The sequence below is a fragment of the Pseudomonas sp. GW821-FHT07B01 genome (genome assembly GCF_059419065.1).
In genome coordinates, this window is the sequence record NZ_JBWKRA010000006.1 from 59,905 (window position 1) to 82,782 (window position 22,878).

Sequence of the window (22,878 nt, forward strand, 5' to 3'; positions counted from 1 at the left end):
ACTCACTGTTCCAATGAGGTGGCGGTGATCAAGACGGGGTAGTGCTCAATCTGCAGGCGGGTGGCGATGTCGTTGCCATTGACCGGCAGGATGGTGATGTCCGGAGCGGCTGCTCGAATCCGGGCCAAATCTTCACTGTTGGCCACTTCGACGGCGAGGCCGGCCGCGCCCATTTCGTGCAGTTCAGCAGCGCGTTGACGCAGCCAAGTCAGCGACTGGGGATCGTCACCGACCAGAAAAAATGGCCGCAAGCCCGGCATGTTCAGGGCGCGAGACGTGATCTGGCCGGGGTTCAAGTGGGAGCTGCGGATGGGCAGTATCCAGGCTTCATCGGCAAACGTGGACAGGTCCGCATGCATGGCCCGATCAGGCTGGGTCTTGTTGTTTATGGGTGGCCTGGAAACTTGAAAATGGAGTCGGGTGAAGTCGCTAGGCTGATCCTCGGCAACGGTCAGTTCCGGCTGGGCGAAAGGTGCCAAGAGCAGGATGCAATAACAGACAATGGGGATTCGCTTCATGGTGGTGTGCCCTGTTCAAAGGAAATCAGCAACTGTTCGAGTCTCTGGGAAAAGCCAGCACGGTAGCGTGCTGCCGGCGCGCCTCCTGCCGGACGGTGATAGCGCCCGGCAGCTAAGACCCAATCACCGGTGGCAGCGTGATGCTCCTGCAGCAGCGCGGCGGTCACGGCGAGATTTCGGTAGGGGTCGAGGGCTTCGCAGGGACTGGAATAACGTTGTCCGTGGTAACCCAGGTTGGTTTGTCCAAGACCGACATCGACCCGCTTGGCGTCATGCAGGGCGAGCGCCTGAAGCAAGGCGTGACAGGCGGCCTGGCGAGTGGCGAAGCGGTAGGGGGTTCCGGCGATGTTCAGGGTCCAAGGCCAGGGCAGCAGTCGACCACGGACGCGGATACCGCTCTCCTGCAGGGCAATCGCGAACAGCACCGTAGAAGGGATGTCGGCGTCATGCGCCGCCAGTTGGTAGGCAGGCGGCGGAAGTTCGTCAGCCTGGACGGCGAGCACCGTCAGCATGAGCGCAATGCCACTCAGTCGAGGCGTTGCCATTGTCCATTCACCTGTTGAAATGTGGCAGGCAATGGCTCCGGGGCACCCAGGCTGAACCAGCGACCACGGTCATGGTTCAGGGTGATCTGCCGGCGTTGCACTTTGGCCGGATCGATGTCCGCTTGCCGAGCCCAGCTACGGACGCGTTCATCCTCGCCTTGGCTGCCCACCAGGTAGATATCGAATGCCGTGTCGCTGCTTTGCAGACGCTGCGCTTCGGCGGTGCACTCTGGGCAGTGGTCCTCCAAAAACAGGGCCTGGCGCGGCATGACCGATGAGCTGGCAGGGGGCGGGGACGCCATGCCCTGGATCGGCAGCAGCCTGGGAAACAGCTTGGCCCAGGCCGCGGTGTAAGCGTTTTGGTAGGCCAACTCGCGCTCAGCGCGTTTGGCTTCCAGCGCTACCTGTAATTCGGCATAGCGCTGGCGCTCTTCGTCGGTCTGGGCCTCGACCCCGAGTGCGGTCAACGGATCGAGGTTCGGGCTCCAGAAACCGCGCGGGCCGGCTTGGATCTGTTCGAAGCGCGTCCACTCCTGCTCCGTCAGACCCCAGCTCGCCGCCTGTTCAGAGTCAGAGCGCCCCAGCGGAGCAGACTGTGTGTCCTGGGTCAGTGACTGTGTCGTGACGGGGTTGCCCATCGCAGCGCCCATGGTCAGTAGCGAAGCGAGACAGACGACGGTGGGCAGTAGCGCTCTGTTCATGATCGCTTCTCAAGGGAGGTGCACGGTCTGGTCTGGCTGAGCGGCCACCGCGAAGATGGCTGAGTTCGGCTCTAGAACTTTCAGGTGCCAGGCTCCGAGCTGCTCGCCGCTATGCAGCAGCCGAACATCTATGAGAGAGCGACTGTCATGAGGTGCGACTGCCAAAAAGCGCTCACCACCACGGGATTCGACCCCCAACACCGAGAACGGTGGCGAGAGCGGGACGGGCTTGGGACGAGCGGTCTTTTTCGGTTTAGTCGCGGAAGGCGATGGCGGTGGGGGTGATGGCTGGGTCTTGTGCTCCTGGAACTGCTGCTCGACCTGTTCAAGGCGTGCGCGCAGCGCTGTCAGGTCTGCCACGGTGGCGCGGGCTGCCAGACCATCGCGCAGCTCCTGTATTTCTTGCGCCCACTGATCCAGCATCGGATCGAGGGTATTGGCCTGTTGCTCACCAGTATCGACCATCTGCTTCAGGTCTTTCAGCGCGTACTGCAGCTTCTCCTGGGCGTCCTTGAGGGCGCTTGAATCATGTTGCAGGGTGTCCAGGGTTTGTCGGTATTGCGTGTCCGTGCTCTGCAGTTCTGCCATGCGCTGGTACTGGTTATACAAACCACCGCTCAGCCCGGCGACCGCCAGGCAAAGGAGCCCGATAATGAGGGTTTGAAACGTTGAGGCTTTCATGGCCGCGCCTCCGATTGATGGGGCAAGACGGGTGTGATCAGCGCGACACCGGCATCCGTTTTCTGCTGTTCGAAGCAGACCGAACGGCTGACTTCATCGGTCGTGAGTTGCCAGGCGGGGCCAGCCAGCACTTGTAGCGCGCGGCGCAAAGGGATTGGACCAAGCCGGTAATGGGCTGCAGGCAGAGGCCGGGTAAACAGCACCTTCACCGACGCAGTAACGGGGCAGAGCGAATAGCCCGAGCGCTGCAATACGTACTGCAACGCATCCTGCACCGAGGGGTTTAGGCTGGACGGGATGTTCACTTCAATGATTTGAGCGAGAAGATCGCGTTGTTCCGTCGTGGGCTCGGTGCTGACCAGCGTATAGCGGCCATAGCGGAGTTCTGCCGGATGGCTTCCTTCGATTGGCTCCCTCGAGAGCTGGGCCCGATTGGAGCCACTGTCGATCTCTGGATTGGTCGGCAATGGGTTGGGGATTTGCGTGGTGCAGGCGCTCAACAAACCCAGCAGGCAGACAGGCGTGAAAAAACGCTCCATGGAAGAAACCTCATGTCAGATTCAGTGCAGAACCTGACATGAGGTGAAGGAGCGATTCAGTGAGAAAGTTGATTCAAGGTGGGTCGTGTTAACGCTGAACACGTTGCTATTCATCGAAAATGGCGAGCCCATCCAAGACGGTAGCGTCGGGGTCGAAGATCAACAATCGCACATCCGCCAATGCCGCCAGATACAGTACGTTGACCAAGGCTTCCGGTGTGCCTGCGTCGAGTTGCTCTTGTCTCAAGCTCGAATAACGATTGCCCTCAATGTTCAGCAAGTTCTCGTCCGTCCATGGCGTGCCGATCAGTTTGCAACCGATACCGCAGCAATCTGGCAGCGTAAAAAGCTCGAACAAGAGGCCGGTTTGCCGCGGAGCGAAGTTACTGACCCACTCTTCCAAATAAAGCATCGCTTCTTCGGGAAGGTGTGCGGTACTGATTTCCCAGGCTCGACTGTAGTTTCCCGTTTCGAAGCTCAAGCGATGGACCATGGCTTGTGCCTCTTCCAAGGAGTGCAGGTCACCGACGTGATGCCGCTCGTTGAGCATTTCGCCCATCACAGCGTAGATTACTTGGCGCACTAGCCCGGTGGACTGACAGCATTCATCCAACTCATCCGGAATGGATTGGCCTTCGATGATCAAGGCGAAATCATCATTGAACAGGCAGGGGAACAGTTGCAGCTCATTGTCGGGCAGATGGGCTTGTGAGTCGTGCACGGGTCGAAAGCAGGGAGGACAGTCGTTTTCGTAGGTGATCAGTAGCAGCCGTTCGATATGAAGGTTGTCGTAACCGCGAGCAAATGGGTTGGAGGCTGCCGGTAGGGTTGGGGCTTGGAGTGTGGGGTTCATGAGGGGGCTCCAGAATGGAAATGAACAAGGCGCCCGTAGACGCCTGTGAGGGTTAAAGCCAGCCGTATTCGGCAAGTGAGAGCGGACGACCTTCACCCACGATGAAGTGATCCAGTACGCGCACTTCGATCAAGGCCAAGGCCTCCTTCAGCCGTGCGGTCAAAACGCGATCCGCCTGGCTGGGTTCTGTGCACCCTGAGGGGTGGTTGTGAACAAAAATGGCGGCCGCAGCGTTATGCGCCAATGAGCGTTTAACGACCTGTCTGGGGTAAACGCTGGCCCCATCAATGCTGCCGTGAAAGAGGACTTCGAATGCCAGCACCCGGTGCCTGGCATCGAGAAAGATCACACCGAAGACTTCATGCTCTTGTTGCGCAAGGTGCAGTTTGAGGTATGAGGCCACAGTGTCAGGCGACGTCAGGATAGGGCCGCGGGCGAACAGTCGACGATCCAGAATATGCAGCGCTTCGTCGATCAGCTGGTTTTCTTGGACAATGCGATCAGCCTCGAAATCCGAGGTCTCAATCAGTGTGAGTTGGGTGCTCATGGCGGTACCTCCGAAGGGAACAATCAGGGGTACACGCCCGAGGGGAGTGGTATCCCCAAGGTCGGTGTGGAGTCGTGGGCGTTAGCCGATGACGCGCTGTTTACAGCCGAGTGAATCGGTGGCGTTGGCCGTGTAGGTGTGAGCCACAACCATCGCAAGGCAATAGGGAAAAGGCTATTATCCCCCAGCCAGCTTCGGGATCGAAGTCGGCACTGATGGGCATCAACCGAACCAGCCCACGGTGTATCGCGGCGATGCGTTGTTCGACCTCATCCTGCGAGTGATACAGCGATAACGTGCTGTAGTCCTCGTAAGCCGCAGCGAACAGGCAGTCGTCGCAAAGCCAGAAGGATTCCATGTTGGTTCTCCTGTGCGGATTGAAGACAAGGCGCTTGGGGGAGCGCCTTGATGAGGAACATCGTGGACTGTTCAGGCGGACTGAACGGTACGGGTGGCATCACGGCGGACCGTGCAGGGAGTGGGTGGAGACTCAGGTTCAACCCGAGCCTCTGTTGGGTTTTCGGTCTCCTCAGCTTCGGCATCAGCCGATGGTGGGGATTGCTCACTGTTTGGCGCTTGCTCAGCAGGTGCTGTTGCTTCCTGCCTGGCGGGCGCTTTGTACTCGAACGTGCCGTTGACCTTGATCCAGTCGATGAACAGCAAACGACCTTTCAGACTGGCGCCCGGTTGGCCTTGTTTATCGCCTTTCTCGTAGAGAAACGGATCGATCCACAGGTCGCCGATACGGAACGACAGCAAGACCTTTTTCTCGGCTTTGACGGCGTCCATATAGAGACGTACCAAGCGTTCAGCTTCGCCTCCAGCGACTTTGCAGTCGAAGCGGGTGTACTCCACCGCATCGGTGGCACCGTGCAGGGCTGCGATATCGCAGGCCATGAATGGCTGACCGCGACGGACTTGTACTTCACGGACACGGTTGAGGTAGCCGATACCGACGGTGTGGAGGTTGAAGTAAGTGGTCGCTTCTTGGGATTGGTTGGCGTGGGCCATGGTGGTTCTCCTGTTTCAAGGGAAAACGGCGGCGCACATTCCCTGACGGGGAAGTGAGCCCCCGTCAGGGTGGGTAAGGTGAGCAATGAACGACTCGCCACCGGCAAGCCGATGACAATCAGAACGATGCGTCTGGGAGAATAGCGGTGCAGCAGAGAAACGTCTGCGGTGGTGATCCGCAGGCATGGGGTAGTGGGCATTCATCACCGCTTAAGCGGTAACCGTGCGAGCTTCCGAACGCTGATCGCACTTGGGTAAACCACCACGAACGTGGCGTAGCCTTGAAGGTTCAAGCTACCTGGGCTGGGCTGTCAACGACAGCGAACCACGCCCTTTGTATAAGCCTGTCACAGGGAAGCGTCAAGACGCTGCAACCCGATTTTTTATGGCCGGAATACGGTGGCAGTCACTGGAATGAGAAAAAGAAGAGCTGGCCTGGTGGGTAACCAGGCGAGGAATAGAAAAGCCACCTTTGACGGTCATACGCAGTCGAAAAGCTCCTCGCAAAGCTTGATTTAACTGCGCCATGATTCACCAACCGACCCTTGTCGTGGCCTAGGTCGGAATATGCTGGCACGCATCCGCGCACAAAGGGTGCCCAGTGTTTCCCCGGCGGGCCCCGGGGCTGAATACGATCGCCGAGGCGGATGACCAGTGTTGCCTTATAGAGGCAACACTGGTCATCCGCCACCACGATCAGGTCGAGCACAAAACGGGAACGAAATCCCGCAGAGGAGAAGGCTCCGAACTCTAAGAGTCTGACCGAGCTGCCCGGAGCGAATCGGTCTTGGGTCGCCGTTGGCGATGATCCTGAGGCACTACAGCAGAGAGGGTGGGACGACGTCAAGGCAAAGTGCGCCGCGTCAAAGACCCCGGTATCGGATGAGAGTGAATGAACTCACTTGTTGGCGAGATGAGCGGCTAATTGTTCGACGGTTGCCAAGATAAAGGCACGGTCGCTTTCTTTCAGACCGTTCAGCAGACCCGCGATCATCTGGCCCTGGTCATTGGGGCGACTGCTCGACGCCGTCAGCAGTTCATCCATCCGGCAGTCGAAGATATCCGCCAGTTGCATCAGCTTGACCACGGAAAGCTCCACCACACCTCGCTCTAAACGCGATACAGCTTCGCTGCCGATCCCCAAGCGTTCAGCCACCTCTTCCTGAGTCAGATTACGCTCGCTGCGGTGCTTCGCGATCATGCGCCCGATTTGGGCTTGGGTTGGATGTTTATGTGCCAAGTGATGAGTTCTCCAGTTCAACCCGAATGGTTGAGCAAAGACCCGTTGACATGAACATCCTTGGCGGTTGAGTATCGACTTATAAGGTTGTTATATTGGCTGAAATCGCTGTGTAATGCGACGTGGCTTCTATTCCTCCAGGAATCAGAGTCCGAGGGGTCAGTGAGAATGAGCGGTCTGAAAGGGCCAAGCTGAGGAACGGTTGAGCATGGAAGAGAAGAGCGAGAACGTCATGGATCAGATCTGGGATCGAACACTGGAGCTGTTCATCAAGATCCATGATTGCCCGGATAACCCCGAACACTTCGACAACCTTGTTCATTGGCTCAACGAAAATCCTGATCACCTGAAAGCGTTCAACGAACTGGGGCAGATATGGATTTCGACAGGCATAGCCCTGGCCCGTGAAATCGGACAACCCTTAATCGACTTAGAGAGGGATCAGTCGCCGTTGATGATGCACTGACCACTACATTGACCCCAATGCTTATGTTGACCTCCAATGGCGCGTTATGGGCGAGGCGTATCTTTTTTGATCGGGGCAGTGCCCTTGCAGTCTGGGTAGCGGGAGCATGACCAGAACGGCCCTGATTTCCCCTTTCGCTTGATCATTGATGCATTGCACATGGGGCAGGTCGGCCCGGCTTTGATCGGTATCGACAAGGTGAGCGATCCATAGTGTTCGACCAATTGCGTAATCCAGTTTGCCTGCTTGGCGACGAATGCATCCAGGGTCAGACGTCCCGATTCGATTTCGTCCAGAGCCTGTTCCCAGACTGCGGTCATGCCCGGATCTGCAACCGCTGTTGGTGCCGCTTCGATCAGGGTGTGGGCCGCCGCCGAGGCCATTAAGGCGCGTTTTTTCTTCAACAAATAACCGCGATCAATCAACCCCTTGATGATGCTGGCTCGCGTGGCTTCGGTACCGATACCGGTGGTGTCCCGAAGTTTCTGTTTCAGGCGTGGATCGTTGACCAGCTTGGCCACATTTTTCATCGCCTTGACCAGATCGCCCTCAGTGAGAGGTTTGGGGGCGGCGGTGCGCATGGACTTGAGTTCGACGTCGTCCACTGCGCACTGCGTACCCTGTTGCAAGACGGGTAAGACCTGGGACTTGTGATTGGGCTCATCCTCCTCGGTGTTTTCGTAGAGCAAGCCTTTCCAGCCCTGAACCAGGATCTGTTTGCCAACAGCGGTCAATCGCTCTGCGCCACACTCCAGTTCGACCTGGGTCCGATCAAACTCATGGTGCGGGAGAAATTGCGCGAGGTAGTGGCTACGGATCAGTTCGTAGACTTGGCGCTCTTGTTCAGACATCTGCGCAAGGTTGGCCGACTCGGTGGTGGGGATGATGCCGTGGTGCGCGGTGACCTTGGCATCGTTCCATGCCCGTGAGCGCAATGATCGATCGAGGCTTCCGAGTGCGTGCCGCAGTGCGGGATCCGTTTTGAGCAGGGCATCGAATACCGCGGGTACCTCGTCGAACATACTTGCTGGCAAATAGCGGCAATCGCTGCGCGGGTAGGTGGTGGCTTTGTGGGTTTCATACAGGGCTTGGGCGATGTTCAGGGTTTCCTGCACGCCGAGTCCCAGCTTGCGCGAGCAGATTTCCTGCAGGGTGCTCAGGTCGAAGGGCAGGGGCGGCGCTTCGCGGAAATGCTCAATCTGCAATGAGAGTACCGTGGCGGTCTTACTGCAAGAGATCGCTTGGACCGTTTGACTGGCAAGCGTCTGCTGCAGGCAACGACCGGCTTCATCTTGTCCTGAGCTGGGTGGTAACCACGACGCGATGAATGGTTGCCCCATGGAGGACAGGTGCACCTCCACTTCCCAGTAGGGCACCGAGACGAAGCTGGCAATCGCACGATCCCGATCGACTACCAGACGTAAAGTGGGTGTCTGGACGCGTCCAACCGACAATACGCCGTCGTAGCCCGCCCGCCGACCAAGAAGGGTAAACAAACGACTGAGGTTCATGCCGATCAGCCAGTCGGCGCGGCTGCGGGCTAGGGCTGAGTGATAGAGCGATAAGGTCTCCTGACCAGACCTCAGCGCGGACAGTGCTTTGCGAATAGAGGCCTCGTTGAGGGCGGACAGCCAGAGGCGCTGCACGGGGCCTCGATACTCGCAGAGATCCAATAGCTCCCGGGCAATCATTTCACCTTCGCGATCGGCGTCGGTGGCGATGACGACGGTGGTGGCTTCACTGAGCAGGCGCTTGATGACTTTGAATTGCGTAGCAGTCTTGGGTTTGACCTCAACCCTCCACTGCGCAGGAATGATCGGTAGATGATCCAACGACCAGGATTTGTACTGATCACCATAAGCTTCAGGTGGGGCCGTTTCCAGTAGGTGGCCGATACACCAGGTGACGGTTGTCTCTGTCCCGATCAGGCAACCATCACCACGCCGAGTGGCTCCGAGAACCTTGGCGATATCACGACCCTGGGAAGGTTTCTCGCAGAGGAAGAGGCGCATAGAACTGCTCCGAATTGTGTTCGGAGCAGCGTTGTAGGAAACAGCAGGTGAGGAGTATGAGAAACCTGAATCGAAGGATCCTCATATTAGTCAGTCAAAGCAGCCAGGAATGGGCGAGGTTGTACCCCGTCGTATCCTGACGACAGTGCATATTCACGAGCAGAGAGTAAAAACGGCTCAGCAACTTCGCGCAAAGGCGCAATTTTTATGCCTGAAGGATGTCAGTCCGCCGGTGGCTGACCTCTGCGCTTTCTGGGGTTGGACGCAGGTGAACGTGCTTGCTCTGTATTTTGCCCGACGTGTGTCGCTGATGCCGCCGGCTCACTGGAGCGGTCCCGCATGACTACGCTGTGCACCCGGTGAGGCAGGATGCCGACTCGACGGGCTTCGATCTTGAAGGTGACCCGCGCGTTGTCTTCACTGTCCTCCCATTCATCGCGCACCGTACGACCTTCGACGAGCACGCGCATGCCTTTCTGGTACAGCGTGCTCCAGTGTTCAGCCTCGCGGTGCCAGAGCTCAACCGGCGCCCAATAGCCGCCTCGATCTTCATAGCTGCCCTCGCGTGGTACGGGGTTGTCAAAGTACACATTCAGCCGCAGTAAACGCCGTGGCTCGTCATTGCCTGAGGCGAATTCTTGGAACTCTGGCGCACTGCCGATGTTGCCTTCGCCGACGAAAAAAGTACTCATCATGATATCTCCACTGCTGGTGTGAACTGGCGCAGCAGTTGTTCGGCGCTGGCCATTTTGATCGCACAGGTTGTGGTCTGGCGGTAGAGCGAATGCACCACGCTCATCTGCAGGTTCAATGCAATGCGATCGCATTCGAAGCGGTGCAATCCCTCGCGTACGACCTGCGGCAGGGCGTTGTTGCAGACCTGGTGTTCCCAGACCGCGACCCCCATACGGGCGAAGTCACGGGTGCGCCAACGCAAAAAGGAGCTGCCCGCGCTGGTGTTCTGCAGAACCAATCGGATATCCAGCAATGAGTACGGAGGCTGTCTGGCCTGCTGCACCACAGCCTCCATCAGGTCAAATAACTGCGCCTCGATTTCCCTCGCCACCTGCGCCAGGTGCTCCAACTCCCCCTTACCCTTAAAAGGTTTTAAAAGGCCTTTTAGGGAGGCAGCGTGTTCGAGTTGTCGATAGGCATCCGGTGTCAACGCTACAAAGAGCATTGGTTGCGCCGGGATCATCGGATTCATACTTCGTCCTCTGGCTCATCCACTGTCGCAGATGCCCCTCCCGCGTCCTCTGCCAACGCGTCAGCGTCATCCACTGCCACAGCACCACGACGAATGATTGGCGGCGCGAACTGGGAGCGGCGATGACCCTCAAGAATGTCCATCGGGGGAAAACCCAGCCTCTCGATGGCCGCCAGGGCACGGGCGTTGTTCGCCACCATGTCATCACGCGTGACGCCGGCATGACGATAGCGCTGTGCCTGACCGAACAGGCTGCGAAGCAGATGGGCGCCGTCGTCGATCCAGGCTTCCATGTCGACGCGGCCAATCAGGGCTGTGTGATGGGCCAATAGGGTACGACGCACCAGGGTGTCGTAGTCGGTCAGCAAGTAGACCGCCAAAAAACCCAGCTGGCTGCCGATGTATAACGGCAAGGTGACGGGGTGGATGTTGAGGTTGTCGCCCATGTCGATCTGTGTCGGTAGGTCCTGCCTGATCCGATCCAGCTGTTGGGTCAGTTCCAGCATCCCAGCCTTGGCCTGCATCAGTTTTTCTTCGAGTTGCACCATGGCCCAGTCGGCATAGGGATCGTCCTGGGCCGCGGTTTGTTTGATCAGGTTGGTGACACTGATGTAGCCGGCCATGCCCATGATCGAGTGGACGCCTTCGCGTGCGCTTCGACCTTGCCATATACGGGCGGCGTGGTGAGTGTGCAGGGTCAGGGTGATGCTGCTGCGCAATGAACCCAGATTGAGTTGATAGTGGTCGGCCACGGTGTTGTCCTCGCATAAGCTTGGACGGGAGGGTGCGACAGATGAAAGTCAAGGGCAGCCAAAAAGCTGAATGCGGTCTATTCGGTTTGAGAGGGTTAATTTCGGAGACGTTCGTGAGTGATGTCAGTGGCATCATTTCAGGAGTGGTATGGCTGTATTAGTCAGATTGCGCAGATTCGGCCCTTTGCGATCCCACAGTAGACCTCAGTAGATTTGATGCCACTGGCATCAAATCTACTGACGTCCAGGGCGTTTACCGCGCAGTTGGCGTAGCTCATTCAGACACGCTTGGGCGAGGGCGGAGGCAGGTTCGCCCTGTTTTCGGGACGGACGTGACGGTGCTGTGAAGGGCGTTTCTGCAACGTATGAGGGCGCTGTCTGACCTGCCCAAGGACGAAAATCCCCGTTCAGTGCGCGCTGGATCAGACCCATCAGATACGCCGCTGGCTTGCGGATACCTCCTGCCGTACAGCGTGCACCCGCTTCGTTGAGCACCGCCTGACGATCCGCGGGTTTGAGCTTGTTCAGCGCCACGGCGACGGCCTGACGCTCGCTTGGACTCAGGTGCAGCGGATCGGGCCAGTGCAGGTTATCCACCGCCGGGGTCGCGCGCGGTACAGTACAAGTACTTTCTTTTAATACAGTACAGGCGGCGTTCGGATTCCGAACTGCGCCGGAAACATTGGCGTTCAGGCCTGGTTCGGAATCCGAACGAGGTCCCACACGATTCCGAACGAGGTGATCTTCCCCCAGTTCGGAATCGTGCATGCTGGCGTCGATTGCCTGATCTAATCCTTGCTGCATCCAGTGTTCGCCCAAACTATCGAGCCGTGTGGGTAGCTGACCTAAATCGATACGATTGTCCTGGCGAACTTCTTCCAGAACATGCTGAGCGACAATGCGTACAGCCTTGGTCGCATGACCGAGGGCATGTCCGACGAGTTCGAGGTAATCCTGATCCAGTTCCATGGCTTCGACGGGGGTTAACGGCTCATCGTGCAGGACGTACAGAGAACCTTGCAGGCGCCCGCTGAGCTGATCGCGGCCACGACTCACCAAGCTGAGCCAGCGGGTTAGTCTGAGCATGGTCAAGACGCGAGCGATGGTTTCACGGGAGGCTGACGCACCGTAGGGCACGCTCGACAGGTAAGGCTGCAAATCTTCATAGCGCTGTGTGACCACGCCCTGACCTTGCAGCATGAGTCGAAACACTTGCCAGGCATTACGTTCCAATGGCGTCAGTCGATGATCCAACAGCAGCCGACGCGGCACGACTTCGTGTGATTGGCCACTGAACAGAAAGCCCGCTTGTAGAGCCTGGTTGGAGGGATGTTCAGTGGTAGGGCGTGCGGGCCAGCGTTCACTCAGCTGCTGGGTGCATTGCTGCAGGACACGCTGCCAGCGACTGGAAGGGGCAGTGTTCATGTTCCATTGCTGTACTGGTCAATCTGCTGCCAAACGATGGTCAAGCTGATCTGTTGCTCTTCGGCCAGCATCATCATGGCGTCGAGCTGATCCTCGGTACCGTCTTGAGCGCGTAGCTGGCACCATCGCTGCCAGAGGGCATGTTCCTGCGCTTCGCTCAAATGCTGAGGGCGGCCCTTGCGGGTTTCTATCTTGAGCAGACGGCGGCGCAGGGCGGTTTCCGAATGCGCCAAGCCGAAGCACTGGTACATGATGGTGCTGCTGGCACCGAGCTTGAGCGCGCGGTTGATCAAGCGCTCGTTCTGCTCGTCGCGTTCGGCTTGCTCGATCAACCGATGCAGCACCGGCGAGTCGATCTTGACTTCGACCCAAGACACTGTGGCATGGGCCAGGCGCGACAGCGTGGTGGGCGGTAAGGATTGCAACAGGTAGATGTCGTCCTCACCCAGTCCGAGTGCTTTGCAGCGTTGTAGATTACCCAGGCGCAGCTCATGCAGTACCTGAGTCAGCATGGCCTGGTTGAGCACATTGAAGGACAGGTTCATGGCAGCTCCTTCGGTGAGTCATCTTCAGGGGTAAGCGTTAAGTCGATCAGGCGACGGGCCAAACGAATTAGCCGATACAGCTTGATGAGCAGACTGTCGGGTAGTCGCTCCAGTCCCACATCCATGGCAGGACGATCTGTGAGCGGAAGTTGGTAAACCCCCAGCAACAGCTGGCCGAACAGGGCGGAGGGCAGTTGCTTGCGATCCTCCCAGTTCACTTCATCTTGAGCGCGCAGCAGGGCCATGAGCAGTAGGTGAACGCCGGTTGCGCGAGGCGCTGCAAGATCAACTCGCTCGATGTTGAGGACAAAGCCCAAGCCAAGCTGCTGATCGATGATGCTCTCGGGATGTCCGGCATAGGCCGCCATTTCCCGTGCCAGTCCGGCGATGGCTAAACGCAGTTGTTCGGGGCAATCCAGTGCTGGTGCAATGGTCCAGAGGTCGTTGGTCGTGCAGCCCTCGACGCTCGGTGCTGTTTCGGTGGCGGTTTCGCGATCGATCTGCTCGCGAATCTGTTGAACGCGTGACGGAGGGCTGACCGTTGATATGACATTCGTTTCGGGCGGTGTGAGCAGCTCCTCTCGCGCTGTTTCGGTCTGGGTTCTGGTCTCAGTTGATTTGGGATGGGACTCGGAGGAGGGCGGTCCTGCCGTGGCTTCATCAACGCTCGGCAGATGGCTGTTCTCCGAGGGCGTGGTGACGACAACGCCAGGCGTTGGGATGACCCGTTGGGTATCGCTCAGCTCCAGGGCCAACATACGGTAGGACTGTCCGAGTAAGCGGCTCATGCGTTCGAGCAGTTCATCCTGGATTTGCTCAAGATCGAAGGCCTCGGGTTCGGTATCGAAGTAGCCCAGGGTGTCGAACCAAAACTCGGTGAACGCAACGGTGGCGGTTGGATAACGGTTCCAGGTTCGCTCTGCCTGGCTACGCAGAGCGATCAGGCGTTCGATTTGGGGCTTACCTAGTCCGGCGTACAGGGTTTGCGGAATGGCGGGCAGTAGGTGTTCAAGGGTGTCGAGCATCCGGCTGATGTGCGACTGCGAAATGGGATAGCCTCCAGCGGCAAGACGTCGTGCCAACTCACGTTGCGAGAGTACTGCTCCCTCTGCTTCAAGCATGGCTTTGAGTTTGGCCACCGCCAACGCACGTTCGATGAAGGTGAGTTGGCCGTGCAGATCGCTTTCGGCCAGATGGCCGAGGAGGGCGGTGATTTCATTGGTCCAAGGTCGGAACAGGCAATGAATGCGGAAGAAACGCTCGTCGCGGGTTTCCTGCCACAGCTCGCCGAGAATCGCCAAGCGCGTATTACCGCCGTTGCGGATGATGAAAGAGGTTTCTCCGGGGCGGCGGGTAATCGGCGGTGGTTGATCCAGCCCACGTTCACGGATGGAGGCCTTGATATCGTCATACAACGGATTACGAATGAAGCGCGGGTTGTGTTCGTAGGGCCGCAACTGCTCCAGAGTGACCAGCATCGGCGTGTCGATGAGTGGATCGGACAGCCGCTCCAGTTCTGGACCGCGAGGGAAGTGGTCCTGGTGCAGCTTGTCGGTGATCTGCTCCTGACTGAGCTTCTTCATCGGAACAACCTCGGTTAACGCCGGTTGCGCAAATGGTCACCGGTCTCGAACTTGACGATCTCGGCAGTCCCCGAATTTTCGAAATGTTGGGAAAGTTCTGCGAGGAACCAGCCCATGGCCGAGCGGCCACCCTGCAGGCGAAAGACCACGGTGCAGTACTCCTCGCAAGGTGGGTGGTGTATTCGAATGGATGGCTGAACGATGATGTGAGGCTGATCCAACATCACAAGACTCCTTGCCAAACGCTGTTGGCCTCAAGGTCGAACAAACCTAATGACTGGGTGAGAAATGCGGGCTTGGTGATTTGTCTCACTGAACCTCCGCGCATCTGGTCACCGTAGAGATCGCTTCGCGCCATTCCGGAAACAACTCAATGGCCAGCGCTTGCATGGTTTCCAGCGCTGATGGCGAGCGTCGTTCCCGTGGCCGGCGTGTCTCGATTCGGTGGACCGGTAGGCCGAGTGAAGCGGCATTGAGATACGCCACTCGGTCTGGAACGACGGTGTCTAGCACCGAGATGTTGGTAGCCCCAGCGAAGGTCTCGCGCAGGCCACGGATGATCATTCGTGTGTCTACCCGGATGCTATTTACCTGGTTCAGCAGCAGTCGCAACGGTGGCGGTGGAATGCCCAGGTGGCGGAACGGTTCGAGTTCACTCAACAGTCTCAAGGTGCCGCGGCGCAGTTCGCGGGCGGCGAGCATTTCCGGCGTGATAGGAGAGAGCGCTAGATCGGAGGCCAGAATGGCCATCTCCAGTAGAACGCTGCGTGCGCCTTGGGTGTCGATCAAAAGCAGGTCGTAACTGGGGCGGAAACTATCGAGCATGTTATGTAACCGCAATCGCCCGTCGGGGGCGTGCAGCAGTAATGTACTCAACTGGCCTTGAGCGTCGTTGGAGATGATCAGGTCGAGTCCCACAACCACGGTCCTGGAAACAATCTGCGCAGGCGTTGTTAAGTTGAGTGCAATGAGTTCGTACGCGCCAGCAACAGCTTTCTGGCTCAAGGCGTAATAGCTGGAGAGGGTGGGTTGGCTATCCAGATCGAGCAGTAGGACGCGTAGACCAGCATCCGCCAGCAGACCGCCAAGATTGGCCGCTACTGTGGTTTTGCCGACCCCACCTTTGGTGGAAAGCACCGTGACCACACGCATGAAATCAGGCCTGCTGGCCTAAGCGTTCAGCGACCCACTGTTCAATCTCCAGCGAGTCCCAACCGACCGCACGCAGTCCGATGCGTTTGGCTTGAGGGAATTTACCTTCTTTCATCAGGTTGTAGATGTGCGCGCGTTTGAAGCCAGTTTTTCGCTCCACCTCGTCACGCCGCATGATATGACGTTCGATCTGTGGTTGAGGCATTTCCGCGATGGGGAAGGGGTGGCTGGACATGCTGGTCACTCCTGACGCTAATTGGCGCGTGGTGGGAAGTGACCTGAAGTGAATAGCAGAAAAGCGAGCGAGTCATTGCACTGCAATCGATTGCGCTGCATTGCAATGACTTGGCTCAGGTGGTTTTTTTGAGAGCGCGTTTGGCTGCAGCGAACTTTTTATCCAACGTTCGTTTGCTGAGACCGGGAATATCACTGTGGCGCGCGGTCAAAGCATCGACGATTGCGGCTTGGCTCTTGAATACGGAAAGAGGTTTACCTGCGGGCGACACGTCTAAGACAGTGTTGACCAAGGCACCGATGATCTGCAGGTAAGTATGTTCACTACGATCGCTGAGCTGTCCTTGCGTTTTTACCAATATTTTAAGACTTTCCTGCTCAAGGCCCAGCGCCTTAAGGTCAGTTTCGACAGCTTGTAGCTGCCGTTGCAGAGCATCGCGCTCTCGCAGGAGGGCATCCCGTTCGGCCTGGAGGGCAAAATAAACACCCAGGCTGATTTTATCCTGAGCGTCATCGCGCGAGTTGAACAGGAAATCGGGCCGCTGATCGGGATAGTAGATTTGCATCCAAAGACGTAAATCGGAGTGTCTAACAGTCAGCAGAGTGGGCTCCACAGGGGTACCCAGGGGGACCGAAATGCCGAAGGAACCATACGGCAACTCTCCATTGTGAACGGCATCATAGATTTTGTCAGTATTGGCCTGTAGGCACGGCCATTGAGGAAACAGATTCCTGAGCTTTTGCGGGCAAGACCAAGCCGCTTGCACGATCTGCGCTTCGTAACGAATGAGGTTGCACCAACGCAATGCTGCGTCGATGGGCCGATAGGAGATTTTAGCCTGGGGGTTAAAGTTATTTGAAGACATGTGCGAACGGACCTCCATTTCCAATGGAAAGGGCCTCTCGCACATCCCTATTTTTTTGACTGCCTGCTGGGAGAACTGCCGGTAGTATTCATTGGGACCTTCTGCTTGATGAGCTCATTCCATCTATCCAAATTCAAAAGTGGTGCCCTTATTTTTTAAAGGTTTTCTCCCAGGCAGACAGGACAGGATCACATCGCAGGGATTTGCCATTGATTTTTCGGCTAATCGCGACATTAGATCCACAAGGGGGACCGTCATTTTGATTATGGGTTCATGCCGCCAGTCGCAATTTCGTGGGGCAGAAACGACCAACGCGCAGATCCTTCTGCTTAAAATACGACGGCCTCGTTCTTTGTGATACGTCGCGCGTACGGATGATCAAGAACAACGGTATATCGGGTAATGACCGGTGCCGACCTATACAGCAGACTTCTCTCCAGACGCCGTCAAGCCAGACGGCTCGCAGCACAAGAATAACAATGCGCAGAGGAGCCACCATGTCGGGCATCGATACCCTTGGCTACATAGGATTTACTGCACGCGATATCGGAGCGTGGAAGAAGTTTGCGCCCGAGGTGCTGGGTTTGCAGATCGGTCAGGAGTTGGAGGACGGCACATTGGTGTTGCGCGCTGACCTCCACCAGCGTCGAGTCATCATTCATCCTGGCGATCATGACGATGTCGCTTATGTGGGTTGGGAGTGTCGCGGCAGCGAAGACCTACACAACGTGCGGAACGCTCTGCGTGTTGCTCGGATTCCCTTCGAGGAAGTACCCAACGAGGTAGCGCGAGCGTTAGCCGTTCGGGAAATGATTCGCTTCCGTGATGTCGATGGCGTGCTGATAGAAGCCCATTACGGACCTACGATACTTGCCAATCAGCCATTCGTGTCGCCGGTCGGTGCACGACCATTCCTGACTCAGGAACAAGGTCTGGGACATCTGGTGCTCTCGACCACACAGTACTCGGCCCAAATCGAATTCTATGAAAAGGTGCTGGGCTTCAAGCGCACCGACTCATTGATCATTCCAGGTGTCAACTGCGAAGCGATGTTCATGCGGGTGAACGAACGTCATCACTCCCTCGCCATCGTCGACATGCCGCCAACCCATGGCCCACGCCTGCATCACATTCTTCTGGAAATGAACTCGCTCGACGAAGTGGGTTTCGCCTATAGAGCCGCGCGCGTGCAGCCGGCGCCCACATCCTTATCGATCTTGGACGGCACGTTAACGACAACATGTTCTCGTTCTACGTCCTGACGCCGTCTGGCTGGTCAGTGGAAATCGGTTGGGGTGGCATCCAGATCGACGACGAAACCTGGCACGTGACCCATTACCCCACCAACAGTAGCTGGGGACACGAATTCCACATGCCAGCCCAGTTTCAAGCGCCCAAGTAACGAAGGATGACCACCATGACTGTTCATACAGCTGAAACCACTTCACGTTTCATTGAAGTTAATGGCCTCAATATTCATTACCACGACACCGAGGTAGGCGACCGCGTGCTGGTGATGCTGCACGGGGGAGGGCCGGGGGCGTCGGCGTGGAGCAACTACCGGACCAACCTGCCAGCCTTCGCTGCCACTTACCGGGTCATCGCCTTCGACGCGCCGCACTATGGCGAATCGGACAAGCCCCTCAGCGCCTACCAGGACACGGACTTCTATACGGAAGTTTTTGCCCAAGCGCTCGACAAGCTAGGCGTGAAACGGGCCGACTTTATCGGCAATTCCATGGGCGGCACGATCTCCATGACCATGGCGATGAAACGCCCCGATCTGGTCGCAAAGTTGGTGCTCATGGGGCCTGGCGGTTCGCCGACAATGTTTACGCCGATGATGACCGAAGGCATCAAGATCCTGGGCGCCTTTTATCAAGGCGAAGGTCCGACCCGCGAGAAGCTCGAAGCAGCGGTACGCATCGCATCATGGTGTACGACCAGTCGATGGTGACGCCTGAACTGATCGAAGCGCGTTATCAGGCGGCTACCCATCCGGATCTTCTCAAACCGCGCGAGTGGAAGGGGCATCCGATGCTCAATCTGTGGGAGCGCCTGGTTGGCTCGCCATTGCAGAACTCCACGCTGCTGATTTATGGCAAGGAGGACCGTGTCATCCCGTGGGGCACCAGTTTGTTGCTGATGCGTTTGTTGCCTAACGCGAGTCTGCACGTATTTCCGCAATGCGGCCATTGGGCGCAGTTGGAAAAAGCCAGTGAGTTCAACACACTGGTACATGGTTTCCTGGAGCAGAGCGATGACTGACCATTCCTCTTTGGCTCAGCGTCTGCGTGCCGCCTATGAACAGGGCCCTATCGCACCGCTGCGCGACGGCCTCGCTCCCGATGACGCGACAGGCGCGTATGAGGCGCAGGCCATCAACACTCGCTATTGGGTAGAGCAGGGGCGCCGCATCGTGGGCCGCAAGGTGGGCCTGACGTCCCTGGCTGTGCAGAAACAGTTCGGTGTGAACCAGCCGGATTTCGGCGTTCTGTTCGAAGAAATGCAATTGATCGATGGCGGGGTGCTCGACCGCGACGTTGATGAAACCTGGGATAACCCCCGGCGCAAAGCGCACGCCGAAGTAATGGTGACCCTGCAGCAGTTCGACCTGCTGCGCCTCCAGCGGGGTACCACAAATCCTCACACTTGGGCGCGTGGCGTCACAGTCGAAAACGATATCCACGCAGCCGTCCGGCACCGCCAGCAGATCAGCCGAGTGAGCGACATCGAAGGCGTAGAAATGCGAAGTCGCCGGGTGCTCGGAAGGCATTACCGAATACCGTGAAGAGTTGAGTACGAACCAGGGTTGTTCGTAAGCGGTTTGCCGCAGCGGCGGTGAACACAGGTTGGGCATGGCCGGACCTTGACGTGGTATATGCGGGAATATTCACGCATTTATCGCGCCAACTCTGCGGGCGGGGACGAACCTTGATGTCCGAAATTTACAATACCGCCATGAAACACTCACTGATACTCGACCTCGATAGCGTGGGAGCAGTGCCTACCGCAGCGACTTCATCTTCAGTCGAGAATAATAATGTCCACTACCACAAAAATTGACTTCATCTATCTGTCCGAGCAGGACATGATCCGCGCAGGCGTAACCGACATGCTTGCCTGTGTGAATACCATGGAAGAGATGTTCGGCCTGCTCTATAGCGGCGACTACCGCATGGCGGGGCCAAACAACGATTCTCACGGCGCGATGGTGGTGTTTCCGAAGGATTCGCCTTTCCCGAACATGCCCAAGCCCACCGCTGACCGCCGCATGATGGCGATGCCGGCCTACCTGGGCGGCAGCTTCTGCACCGCAGGCGTCAAATGGTATGGCTCCAATATTGCCAACCGCGAAAAAGGCCTGCCACGTTCGATCCTGATGTTCACCCTCAACGATCCCGACACCGGCGCACCGTTGGCGCATATGTCTGCCAACCTGCTGTCGGCCTACCGCACCGGCGCGATTCCCGGCGTGGGCGCGCGCCACTTGGCACGCAAGGACTCGAAGGTGGTCGGCCTGCTCGGCCCCGGCGTGATGGGCAAGACCACGCTCGCCGCATTCATCGCCGTTTGCCCGCAGATCGATACCTTGAAGATCAAGGGCCGTGGCGAGAAAAGCCTGAATGATTTTATTGGCTGGGTGAAGGACACCTACCCACAGGTGACCACGATCACCGTGGTCGACAGCCTCGAAGAGGTGGTCCGTGGTTCCGACCTTGTTACTTATTGTAGCTCCGGTGAGACAGGCGACCCCTCAAACTACCCAATTGTGAAGCGCGAGTGGGTCAAGCCGGGTTGCTTCATGGCCATGCCGGCATCCTGCTCGTTGGACGAGGGGATGGAACGCGCCGACGTGCGCAAGGTGCTGGACAACACCGGCCTCTACGAAGCCTGGTTCGAAGAATTGCCCAAGCCTGCGCACCACTGCGTGCCGGTGATCGGCGTGCGGTTCATGGACATGATCGCCGAAGGCACGATGCAGCCCGAAGAACTCGAAGACATCGGCAAGATCGTCGCCGGTGATGCCCAGGGCCGTCGCAACGATGAAGAGATCATCATCATGTCGGTGGGCGGCATGCCTGTGGAAGACGTGGCCTGGGGCACCGTGGTGTATCGCAATGCCGTGGAAAAAGGCATCGGCGTGAAGCTCAACCTGTGGGAAACCCCCGTCCTGCGCTAAGCCATCCTTTAACCCACTGAAGAGACTTACGACATGACCAAAATCATCAAGCTCAAGACCGGCTCACCCTTTGAAGACCAGGCCAGCTATTCGCGCCTGGTAGTGGTGGACAACTGGATCTATGTGTCCAATACCGCCGGGCGCAACCCGCAGACCAAACTGATCCCGGAGGACATCCTCGAGCAGACGCACCAGGTGTTCGCCAACATTGAAACCGCGCTGGCCGCCGTCGATGCAAGCCTGGCCGATGTGGTGTGCTCGCGGGTATTTATCCAGGACCCCAAGGACGTGCCGGCGGTGATGGGCCTGATCGGCGAAAAATTCCGTGGTGTCGACCCGGCCAGTACCGTCACCTGCCCGCCGTTGGGTTCGACGGTTTACAAGGTGGAGCTGGAAGTGACGGCGTATCGCAACGCCTCCAAGGCCCAGGTCGAAGTGATTCGCCTGTCGCAATAACCCGTCCTGCGGCCGCGCCCTCGCGCGGTCGACCTCTATAGTTTTGCGAGTCTTGATCATGGCCCCGACTATTGCGCCCGTGAATACGTCCACCGAATTTCCCTCCACGACCGCCGTCGTCATCATCGGCGGCGGCATCATCGGCTTGACTGCCGCACTGACACTGGCCGAACGCAATATCCCGGTGGTGGTCCTGGAAAAAGGCCGTATCGCCGGCGAGCAGTCTTCACGCAACCTGGGCTGGGTACGCAAGACCAGTCGCCACGCTCACGATATTCCGCTGGCCCTGGCCGCTGACCGCTTATGGGCGCAAATGCCCGAGCGCATCGGTGCGGATGTGGGTTATCGCCAGGAAGGCATCATGTTCGTCGCCGGCAACGAGGCGCAAATGGCGATGCATGAAAGTTGGCTCAAATCGGTCGAGCACCTGTCACTGGATTCGCGGTTGCTGAGCAACCGCGAAATCGCACAGAAAGTGCCGGGCGGCGCGGGTGAGTGGGCCGGCGGCATCTACACACCATCCGACGCGCGCGCCGAACCGACCCTGGCCAGCAGCGCGATCGCCAAGGCCGCCATGGCCCTCGGCGTGGTGATCATCGAGCAGTGTGCGGTGCGCACGCTGCAGATGTCCGCCGGCAAGGTCAGCGGGGTGGTCACTGAAAAAGGCGAGATCCGCTGCGACCAGGTGTTACTGGCTGGCGGCATGTGGTCGCGGCGATTCCTGGGCAACCTCGGGGTGTCGTTGCCGACCCTGGCCTTGACCTGTTCGGTGTTGCGCACCCATCCGATGCTGGGCCCCACCGAGATTGCCGTGGGCGCGCCGGACTTTTCGTTTCGCAAGCACAAGGACGGCGGCTTCATCATTACCCAGCGCGGCAAACTGGATGCTTTCCTGACCCTCGATCACCTGTTGCTGGCCAAGCAATATATGCCGCAATTTCGCGCGCAGCGCAGCGTATTGAACGTGTCACTGGGCAAGTATTTCTTCAATGACCTGGCGCTTTCGCGACGTTGGTCGGCCGACAGTGTCAGCCCCTTCGAACGCCTGCGCGTACAGGCCCCGGCGGCCAACCCGCGGCTCAATAACGACGCGATGAACAACCTCAAGGCGGCCTGGCCGGTGTTCGAACAAGCCAGGATTGCCCAGGCCTGGGCGGGCACGATCGATGTGACGCCGGATTCGAACCCGGTGATCGGGCCGGTCGCCCAAATCCCGGGCCTGACCGTGGCCACCGGTTTCTCCGGGCATGGCTTCGGTACCTCGCCGGCGGCCGGCCACTTGGCCGCCGATATGGTCAGTGGGCATACCCCGATCATCGACCCGAGCCCTTATCGGTTTGATCGTTTCTAGGTCGCATGCAC

The 22,878-nt window shown here is 58.1% G+C and carries 29 protein-coding genes and 1 pseudogene; 8 read left to right on the forward strand and 22 right to left on the reverse strand.

Annotated elements, in window-relative coordinates; all coding sequences use genetic code 11:
- Positions 1-2: 2 nt before the first annotated feature.
- From AC07S6_RS08935 to AC07S6_RS08980, 10 genes are all read right to left on the reverse strand, one after another.
- Positions 3-518, reverse strand: coding sequence for an integrating conjugative element protein (locus AC07S6_RS08935; RefSeq protein ID WP_495112121.1), 516 nt, complete (start codon positions 516-518; stop codon positions 3-5).
- Complete coding sequence (locus AC07S6_RS08940; protein ID WP_495112122.1) at positions 515-1,063, reverse strand: lysozyme family protein; 549 nt, start codon at positions 1,061-1,063, stop codon at positions 515-517. Before AC07S6_RS08940 ends, AC07S6_RS08935 begins: the two co-directional genes overlap by 4 nt.
- On the reverse strand, positions 1,045-1,764 hold the full coding sequence (locus AC07S6_RS08945; RefSeq protein WP_495112123.1) for a TIGR03759 family integrating conjugative element protein: 720 nt from the start codon (positions 1,762-1,764) through the stop codon (positions 1,045-1,047). Before AC07S6_RS08945 ends, AC07S6_RS08940 begins: the two co-directional genes overlap by 19 nt.
- A gap of 9 nt (positions 1,765-1,773) precedes the next feature.
- Positions 1,774-2,445: a chemotaxis protein gene (locus tag AC07S6_RS08950; RefSeq protein ID WP_495112124.1), complete on the reverse strand. Its 672-nt coding sequence runs from the start codon at positions 2,443-2,445 to the stop codon at positions 1,774-1,776.
- Positions 2,442-2,984: a PFGI-1 class ICE element type IV pilus protein PilL2 gene (gene pilL2, locus AC07S6_RS08955; RefSeq protein WP_123532869.1), complete on the reverse strand. Its 543-nt coding sequence runs from the start codon at positions 2,982-2,984 to the stop codon at positions 2,442-2,444. The genes AC07S6_RS08950 and pilL2 overlap by 4 nt, the downstream gene beginning before the upstream one ends.
- A gap of 106 nt (positions 2,985-3,090) precedes the next feature.
- Positions 3,091-3,837, reverse strand: a complete 747-nt coding sequence (locus AC07S6_RS08960) for a DUF5983 family protein (RefSeq protein WP_495112125.1) — start codon at positions 3,835-3,837, stop codon at positions 3,091-3,093.
- Between the two features lie 52 nt (positions 3,838-3,889).
- Positions 3,890-4,384, reverse strand: coding sequence for a RadC family protein (gene radC, locus AC07S6_RS08965; RefSeq protein WP_495112126.1), 495 nt, complete (start codon positions 4,382-4,384; stop codon positions 3,890-3,892).
- A 100-nt stretch (positions 4,385-4,484) separates the two neighbouring features.
- Positions 4,485-4,742, reverse strand: a complete 258-nt coding sequence (locus AC07S6_RS08970; protein ID WP_495112127.1) for a hypothetical protein — start codon at positions 4,740-4,742, stop codon at positions 4,485-4,487.
- A gap of 71 nt (positions 4,743-4,813) precedes the next feature.
- Positions 4,814-5,395 (reverse strand): STY4534 family ICE replication protein, encoded by a 582-nt coding sequence (locus AC07S6_RS08975; RefSeq protein ID WP_495112128.1) that lies wholly within the window; start codon positions 5,393-5,395, stop codon positions 4,814-4,816.
- 898 nt (positions 5,396-6,293) lie between these two features.
- On the reverse strand, positions 6,294-6,635 hold the full coding sequence (locus AC07S6_RS08980; protein WP_495112129.1) for a helix-turn-helix domain-containing protein: 342 nt from the start codon (positions 6,633-6,635) through the stop codon (positions 6,294-6,296).
- A 208-nt stretch (positions 6,636-6,843) separates the two neighbouring features.
- On the opposite strand from AC07S6_RS08980, the gene AC07S6_RS08985 reads away from it, so the two are divergent.
- Positions 6,844-7,101 carry a hypothetical protein gene (locus AC07S6_RS08985; RefSeq protein ID WP_495112130.1) on the forward strand — a complete coding sequence of 86 codons (258 nt, stop codon included), beginning with the start codon at positions 6,844-6,846 and terminating at the stop codon, positions 7,099-7,101.
- A 44-nt stretch (positions 7,102-7,145) separates the two neighbouring features.
- Here AC07S6_RS08985 and AC07S6_RS08990 read toward each other — a convergent pair whose 3' ends face one another.
- The 11 genes from AC07S6_RS08990 to AC07S6_RS09040 all read right to left on the reverse strand — a co-directional run bounded on the left by AC07S6_RS08990 (position 7,146) and on the right by AC07S6_RS09040 (position 16,877).
- The gene (locus AC07S6_RS08990; RefSeq protein WP_495112131.1) at positions 7,146-9,113 is read right to left on the reverse strand and encodes a DNA topoisomerase III; all 1,968 of its coding nucleotides are present in this window, start codon (positions 9,111-9,113) and stop codon (positions 7,146-7,148) included.
- 221 nt (positions 9,114-9,334) lie between these two features.
- Positions 9,335-9,805 carry a single-stranded DNA-binding protein gene (locus AC07S6_RS08995; RefSeq protein ID WP_495112132.1) on the reverse strand — a complete coding sequence of 157 codons (471 nt, stop codon included), beginning with the start codon at positions 9,803-9,805 and terminating at the stop codon, positions 9,335-9,337.
- Entirely contained in the window at positions 9,805-10,320 is a 516-nt protein-coding gene (locus AC07S6_RS09000; RefSeq protein ID WP_495112133.1) for a DUF3158 family protein, read from the reverse strand. The genes AC07S6_RS08995 and AC07S6_RS09000 overlap by 1 nt, the downstream gene beginning before the upstream one ends.
- Positions 10,317-11,072 carry a PFL_4669 family integrating conjugative element protein gene (locus tag AC07S6_RS09005; protein ID WP_495112134.1) on the reverse strand — a complete coding sequence of 252 codons (756 nt, stop codon included), beginning with the start codon at positions 11,070-11,072 and terminating at the stop codon, positions 10,317-10,319. Before AC07S6_RS09005 ends, AC07S6_RS09000 begins: the two co-directional genes overlap by 4 nt.
- Before the next feature lie 234 nt (positions 11,073-11,306).
- On the reverse strand, positions 11,307-12,497 hold the full coding sequence (locus AC07S6_RS09010) for an STY4528 family pathogenicity island replication protein (RefSeq protein ID WP_495112135.1): 1,191 nt from the start codon (positions 12,495-12,497) through the stop codon (positions 11,307-11,309).
- Positions 12,494-13,042 (reverse strand): DUF2857 domain-containing protein, encoded by a 549-nt coding sequence (locus AC07S6_RS09015; RefSeq protein WP_007900990.1) that lies wholly within the window; start codon positions 13,040-13,042, stop codon positions 12,494-12,496. Before AC07S6_RS09015 ends, AC07S6_RS09010 begins: the two co-directional genes overlap by 4 nt.
- Complete coding sequence (locus AC07S6_RS09020; protein WP_495112136.1) at positions 13,039-14,625, reverse strand: ParB family protein; 1,587 nt, start codon at positions 14,623-14,625, stop codon at positions 13,039-13,041. The genes AC07S6_RS09015 and AC07S6_RS09020 overlap by 4 nt, the downstream gene beginning before the upstream one ends.
- Positions 14,626-14,639: 14 nt before the next feature.
- Positions 14,640-14,849, reverse strand: a complete 210-nt coding sequence (locus AC07S6_RS09025) for a hypothetical protein (protein ID WP_495112137.1) — start codon at positions 14,847-14,849, stop codon at positions 14,640-14,642.
- Between the two features lie 85 nt (positions 14,850-14,934).
- The gene (locus AC07S6_RS09030) at positions 14,935-15,777 is read right to left on the reverse strand and encodes a ParA family protein (RefSeq protein ID WP_495112138.1); all 843 of its coding nucleotides are present in this window, start codon (positions 15,775-15,777) and stop codon (positions 14,935-14,937) included.
- A 4-nt stretch (positions 15,778-15,781) separates the two neighbouring features.
- On the reverse strand, positions 15,782-16,012 hold the full coding sequence (locus AC07S6_RS09035; protein ID WP_495112139.1) for an AlpA family transcriptional regulator: 231 nt from the start codon (positions 16,010-16,012) through the stop codon (positions 15,782-15,784).
- A gap of 115 nt (positions 16,013-16,127) precedes the next feature.
- A complete protein-coding gene (locus tag AC07S6_RS09040) occupies positions 16,128-16,877 on the reverse strand; it encodes a hypothetical protein (RefSeq protein WP_495112140.1) in 750 nt (249 codons plus the stop codon).
- A gap of 497 nt (positions 16,878-17,374) precedes the next feature.
- Between AC07S6_RS09040 and AC07S6_RS09045 the strand changes: the two genes are divergently transcribed.
- From AC07S6_RS09045 to AC07S6_RS09060, 4 genes are read left to right on the forward strand one after another with little or no spacing between them, the layout of a single operon-like run.
- Entirely contained in the window at positions 17,375-18,139 is a 765-nt protein-coding gene (locus AC07S6_RS09045; protein ID WP_495112141.1) for a VOC family protein, read from the forward strand.
- The gene (locus AC07S6_RS09050) at positions 18,118-18,279 is read left to right on the forward strand and encodes a hypothetical protein (RefSeq protein ID WP_495112142.1); all 162 of its coding nucleotides are present in this window, start codon (positions 18,118-18,120) and stop codon (positions 18,277-18,279) included. The genes AC07S6_RS09045 and AC07S6_RS09050 overlap by 22 nt, the downstream gene beginning before the upstream one ends.
- Positions 18,280-18,294: 15 nt before the next feature.
- Positions 18,295-18,834, forward strand: coding sequence for an alpha/beta fold hydrolase (locus AC07S6_RS09055; RefSeq protein WP_495112143.1), 540 nt, complete (start codon positions 18,295-18,297; stop codon positions 18,832-18,834).
- Positions 18,828-19,145, forward strand: coding sequence for an alpha/beta fold hydrolase (locus AC07S6_RS09060; RefSeq protein ID WP_495112144.1), 318 nt, complete (start codon positions 18,828-18,830; stop codon positions 19,143-19,145). Before AC07S6_RS09055 ends, AC07S6_RS09060 begins: the two co-directional genes overlap by 7 nt.
- Positions 19,146-19,374: 229 nt before the next feature.
- Here AC07S6_RS09060 and AC07S6_RS09065 read toward each other — a convergent pair.
- Positions 19,375-19,778 (reverse strand): annotated as a pseudogene (locus tag AC07S6_RS09065) (DUF6597 domain-containing transcriptional factor); the annotation flags it as partial.
- 142 nt (positions 19,779-19,920) lie between these two features.
- Here AC07S6_RS09065 and AC07S6_RS09070 point away from each other — a divergent pair.
- The 3 genes from AC07S6_RS09070 to AC07S6_RS09080 are packed head-to-tail and all read left to right on the forward strand — an operon-like array spanning position 19,921 to position 22,867.
- Positions 19,921-21,060, forward strand: a complete 1,140-nt coding sequence (locus AC07S6_RS09070; RefSeq protein ID WP_099491972.1) for an ornithine cyclodeaminase family protein — start codon at positions 19,921-19,923, stop codon at positions 21,058-21,060.
- A 33-nt stretch (positions 21,061-21,093) separates the two neighbouring features.
- Positions 21,094-21,516: a RidA family protein gene (locus AC07S6_RS09075; RefSeq protein ID WP_017846980.1), complete on the forward strand. Its 423-nt coding sequence runs from the start codon at positions 21,094-21,096 to the stop codon at positions 21,514-21,516.
- 58 nt (positions 21,517-21,574) lie between these two features.
- Positions 21,575-22,867, forward strand: coding sequence for an NAD(P)/FAD-dependent oxidoreductase (locus AC07S6_RS09080; RefSeq protein WP_495112145.1), 1,293 nt, complete (start codon positions 21,575-21,577; stop codon positions 22,865-22,867).
- Positions 22,868-22,878: the final 11 nt, after the last annotated feature.

What these genes read in the sequence shown, in the direction of transcription:
- AC07S6_RS08985 (WP_495112130.1), top strand. Translation starts at nt 6,844, where the DNA reads ATGGAAGAGAAGAGCGAGAACGTCATGGATCAGATCTGGGATCGAACA.
- AC07S6_RS09025 (WP_495112137.1), bottom strand. Translation starts at nt 14,849, where the DNA reads ATGTTGGATCAGCCTCACATCATCGTTCAGCCATCCATTCGAATACAC.
- pilL2 (WP_123532869.1), bottom strand. Translation starts at nt 2,984, where the DNA reads ATGGAGCGTTTTTTCACGCCTGTCTGCCTGCTGGGTTTGTTGAGCGCC.
- AC07S6_RS09075 (WP_017846980.1), top strand. Translation starts at nt 21,094, where the DNA reads ATGACCAAAATCATCAAGCTCAAGACCGGCTCACCCTTTGAAGACCAG.
- AC07S6_RS09000 (WP_495112133.1), bottom strand. Translation starts at nt 10,320, where the DNA reads ATGAATCCGATGATCCCGGCGCAACCAATGCTCTTTGTAGCGTTGACA.
- AC07S6_RS08940 (WP_495112122.1), bottom strand. Translation starts at nt 1,063, where the DNA reads ATGGCAACGCCTCGACTGAGTGGCATTGCGCTCATGCTGACGGTGCTC.
- AC07S6_RS09015 (WP_007900990.1), bottom strand. Translation starts at nt 13,042, where the DNA reads ATGAACCTGTCCTTCAATGTGCTCAACCAGGCCATGCTGACTCAGGTA.
- AC07S6_RS08970 (WP_495112127.1), bottom strand. Translation starts at nt 4,742, where the DNA reads ATGGAATCCTTCTGGCTTTGCGACGACTGCCTGTTCGCTGCGGCTTAC.
- AC07S6_RS08935 (WP_495112121.1), bottom strand. Translation starts at nt 518, where the DNA reads ATGAAGCGAATCCCCATTGTCTGTTATTGCATCCTGCTCTTGGCACCT.
- AC07S6_RS09035 (WP_495112139.1), bottom strand. Translation starts at nt 16,012, where the DNA reads ATGTCCAGCCACCCCTTCCCCATCGCGGAAATGCCTCAACCACAGATC.
- AC07S6_RS08945 (WP_495112123.1), bottom strand. Translation starts at nt 1,764, where the DNA reads ATGAACAGAGCGCTACTGCCCACCGTCGTCTGTCTCGCTTCGCTACTG.
- radC (WP_495112126.1), bottom strand. Translation starts at nt 4,384, where the DNA reads ATGAGCACCCAACTCACACTGATTGAGACCTCGGATTTCGAGGCTGAT.
- AC07S6_RS08950 (WP_495112124.1), bottom strand. Translation starts at nt 2,445, where the DNA reads ATGAAAGCCTCAACGTTTCAAACCCTCATTATCGGGCTCCTTTGCCTG.
- AC07S6_RS09070 (WP_099491972.1), top strand. Translation starts at nt 19,921, where the DNA reads ATGTCCACTACCACAAAAATTGACTTCATCTATCTGTCCGAGCAGGAC.
- AC07S6_RS08990 (WP_495112131.1), bottom strand. Translation starts at nt 9,113, where the DNA reads ATGCGCCTCTTCCTCTGCGAGAAACCTTCCCAGGGTCGTGATATCGCC.
- AC07S6_RS09020 (WP_495112136.1), bottom strand. Translation starts at nt 14,625, where the DNA reads ATGAAGAAGCTCAGTCAGGAGCAGATCACCGACAAGCTGCACCAGGAC.
- AC07S6_RS08995 (WP_495112132.1), bottom strand. Translation starts at nt 9,805, where the DNA reads ATGAGTACTTTTTTCGTCGGCGAAGGCAACATCGGCAGTGCGCCAGAG.
- AC07S6_RS09060 (WP_495112144.1), top strand. Translation starts at nt 18,828, where the DNA reads ATGGTGACGCCTGAACTGATCGAAGCGCGTTATCAGGCGGCTACCCAT.
- AC07S6_RS09030 (WP_495112138.1), bottom strand. Translation starts at nt 15,777, where the DNA reads ATGCGTGTGGTCACGGTGCTTTCCACCAAAGGTGGGGTCGGCAAAACC.
- AC07S6_RS09080 (WP_495112145.1), top strand. Translation starts at nt 21,575, where the DNA reads ATGGCCCCGACTATTGCGCCCGTGAATACGTCCACCGAATTTCCCTCC.
- AC07S6_RS09050 (WP_495112142.1), top strand. Translation starts at nt 18,118, where the DNA reads ATGTTCTCGTTCTACGTCCTGACGCCGTCTGGCTGGTCAGTGGAAATC.
- AC07S6_RS09010 (WP_495112135.1), bottom strand. Translation starts at nt 12,497, where the DNA reads ATGAACACTGCCCCTTCCAGTCGCTGGCAGCGTGTCCTGCAGCAATGC.
- AC07S6_RS08960 (WP_495112125.1), bottom strand. Translation starts at nt 3,837, where the DNA reads ATGAACCCCACACTCCAAGCCCCAACCCTACCGGCAGCCTCCAACCCA.
- AC07S6_RS09040 (WP_495112140.1), bottom strand. Translation starts at nt 16,877, where the DNA reads ATGTCTTCAAATAACTTTAACCCCCAGGCTAAAATCTCCTATCGGCCC.
- AC07S6_RS08975 (WP_495112128.1), bottom strand. Translation starts at nt 5,395, where the DNA reads ATGGCCCACGCCAACCAATCCCAAGAAGCGACCACTTACTTCAACCTC.
- AC07S6_RS09055 (WP_495112143.1), top strand. Translation starts at nt 18,295, where the DNA reads ATGACTGTTCATACAGCTGAAACCACTTCACGTTTCATTGAAGTTAAT.
- AC07S6_RS09045 (WP_495112141.1), top strand. Translation starts at nt 17,375, where the DNA reads ATGTCGGGCATCGATACCCTTGGCTACATAGGATTTACTGCACGCGAT.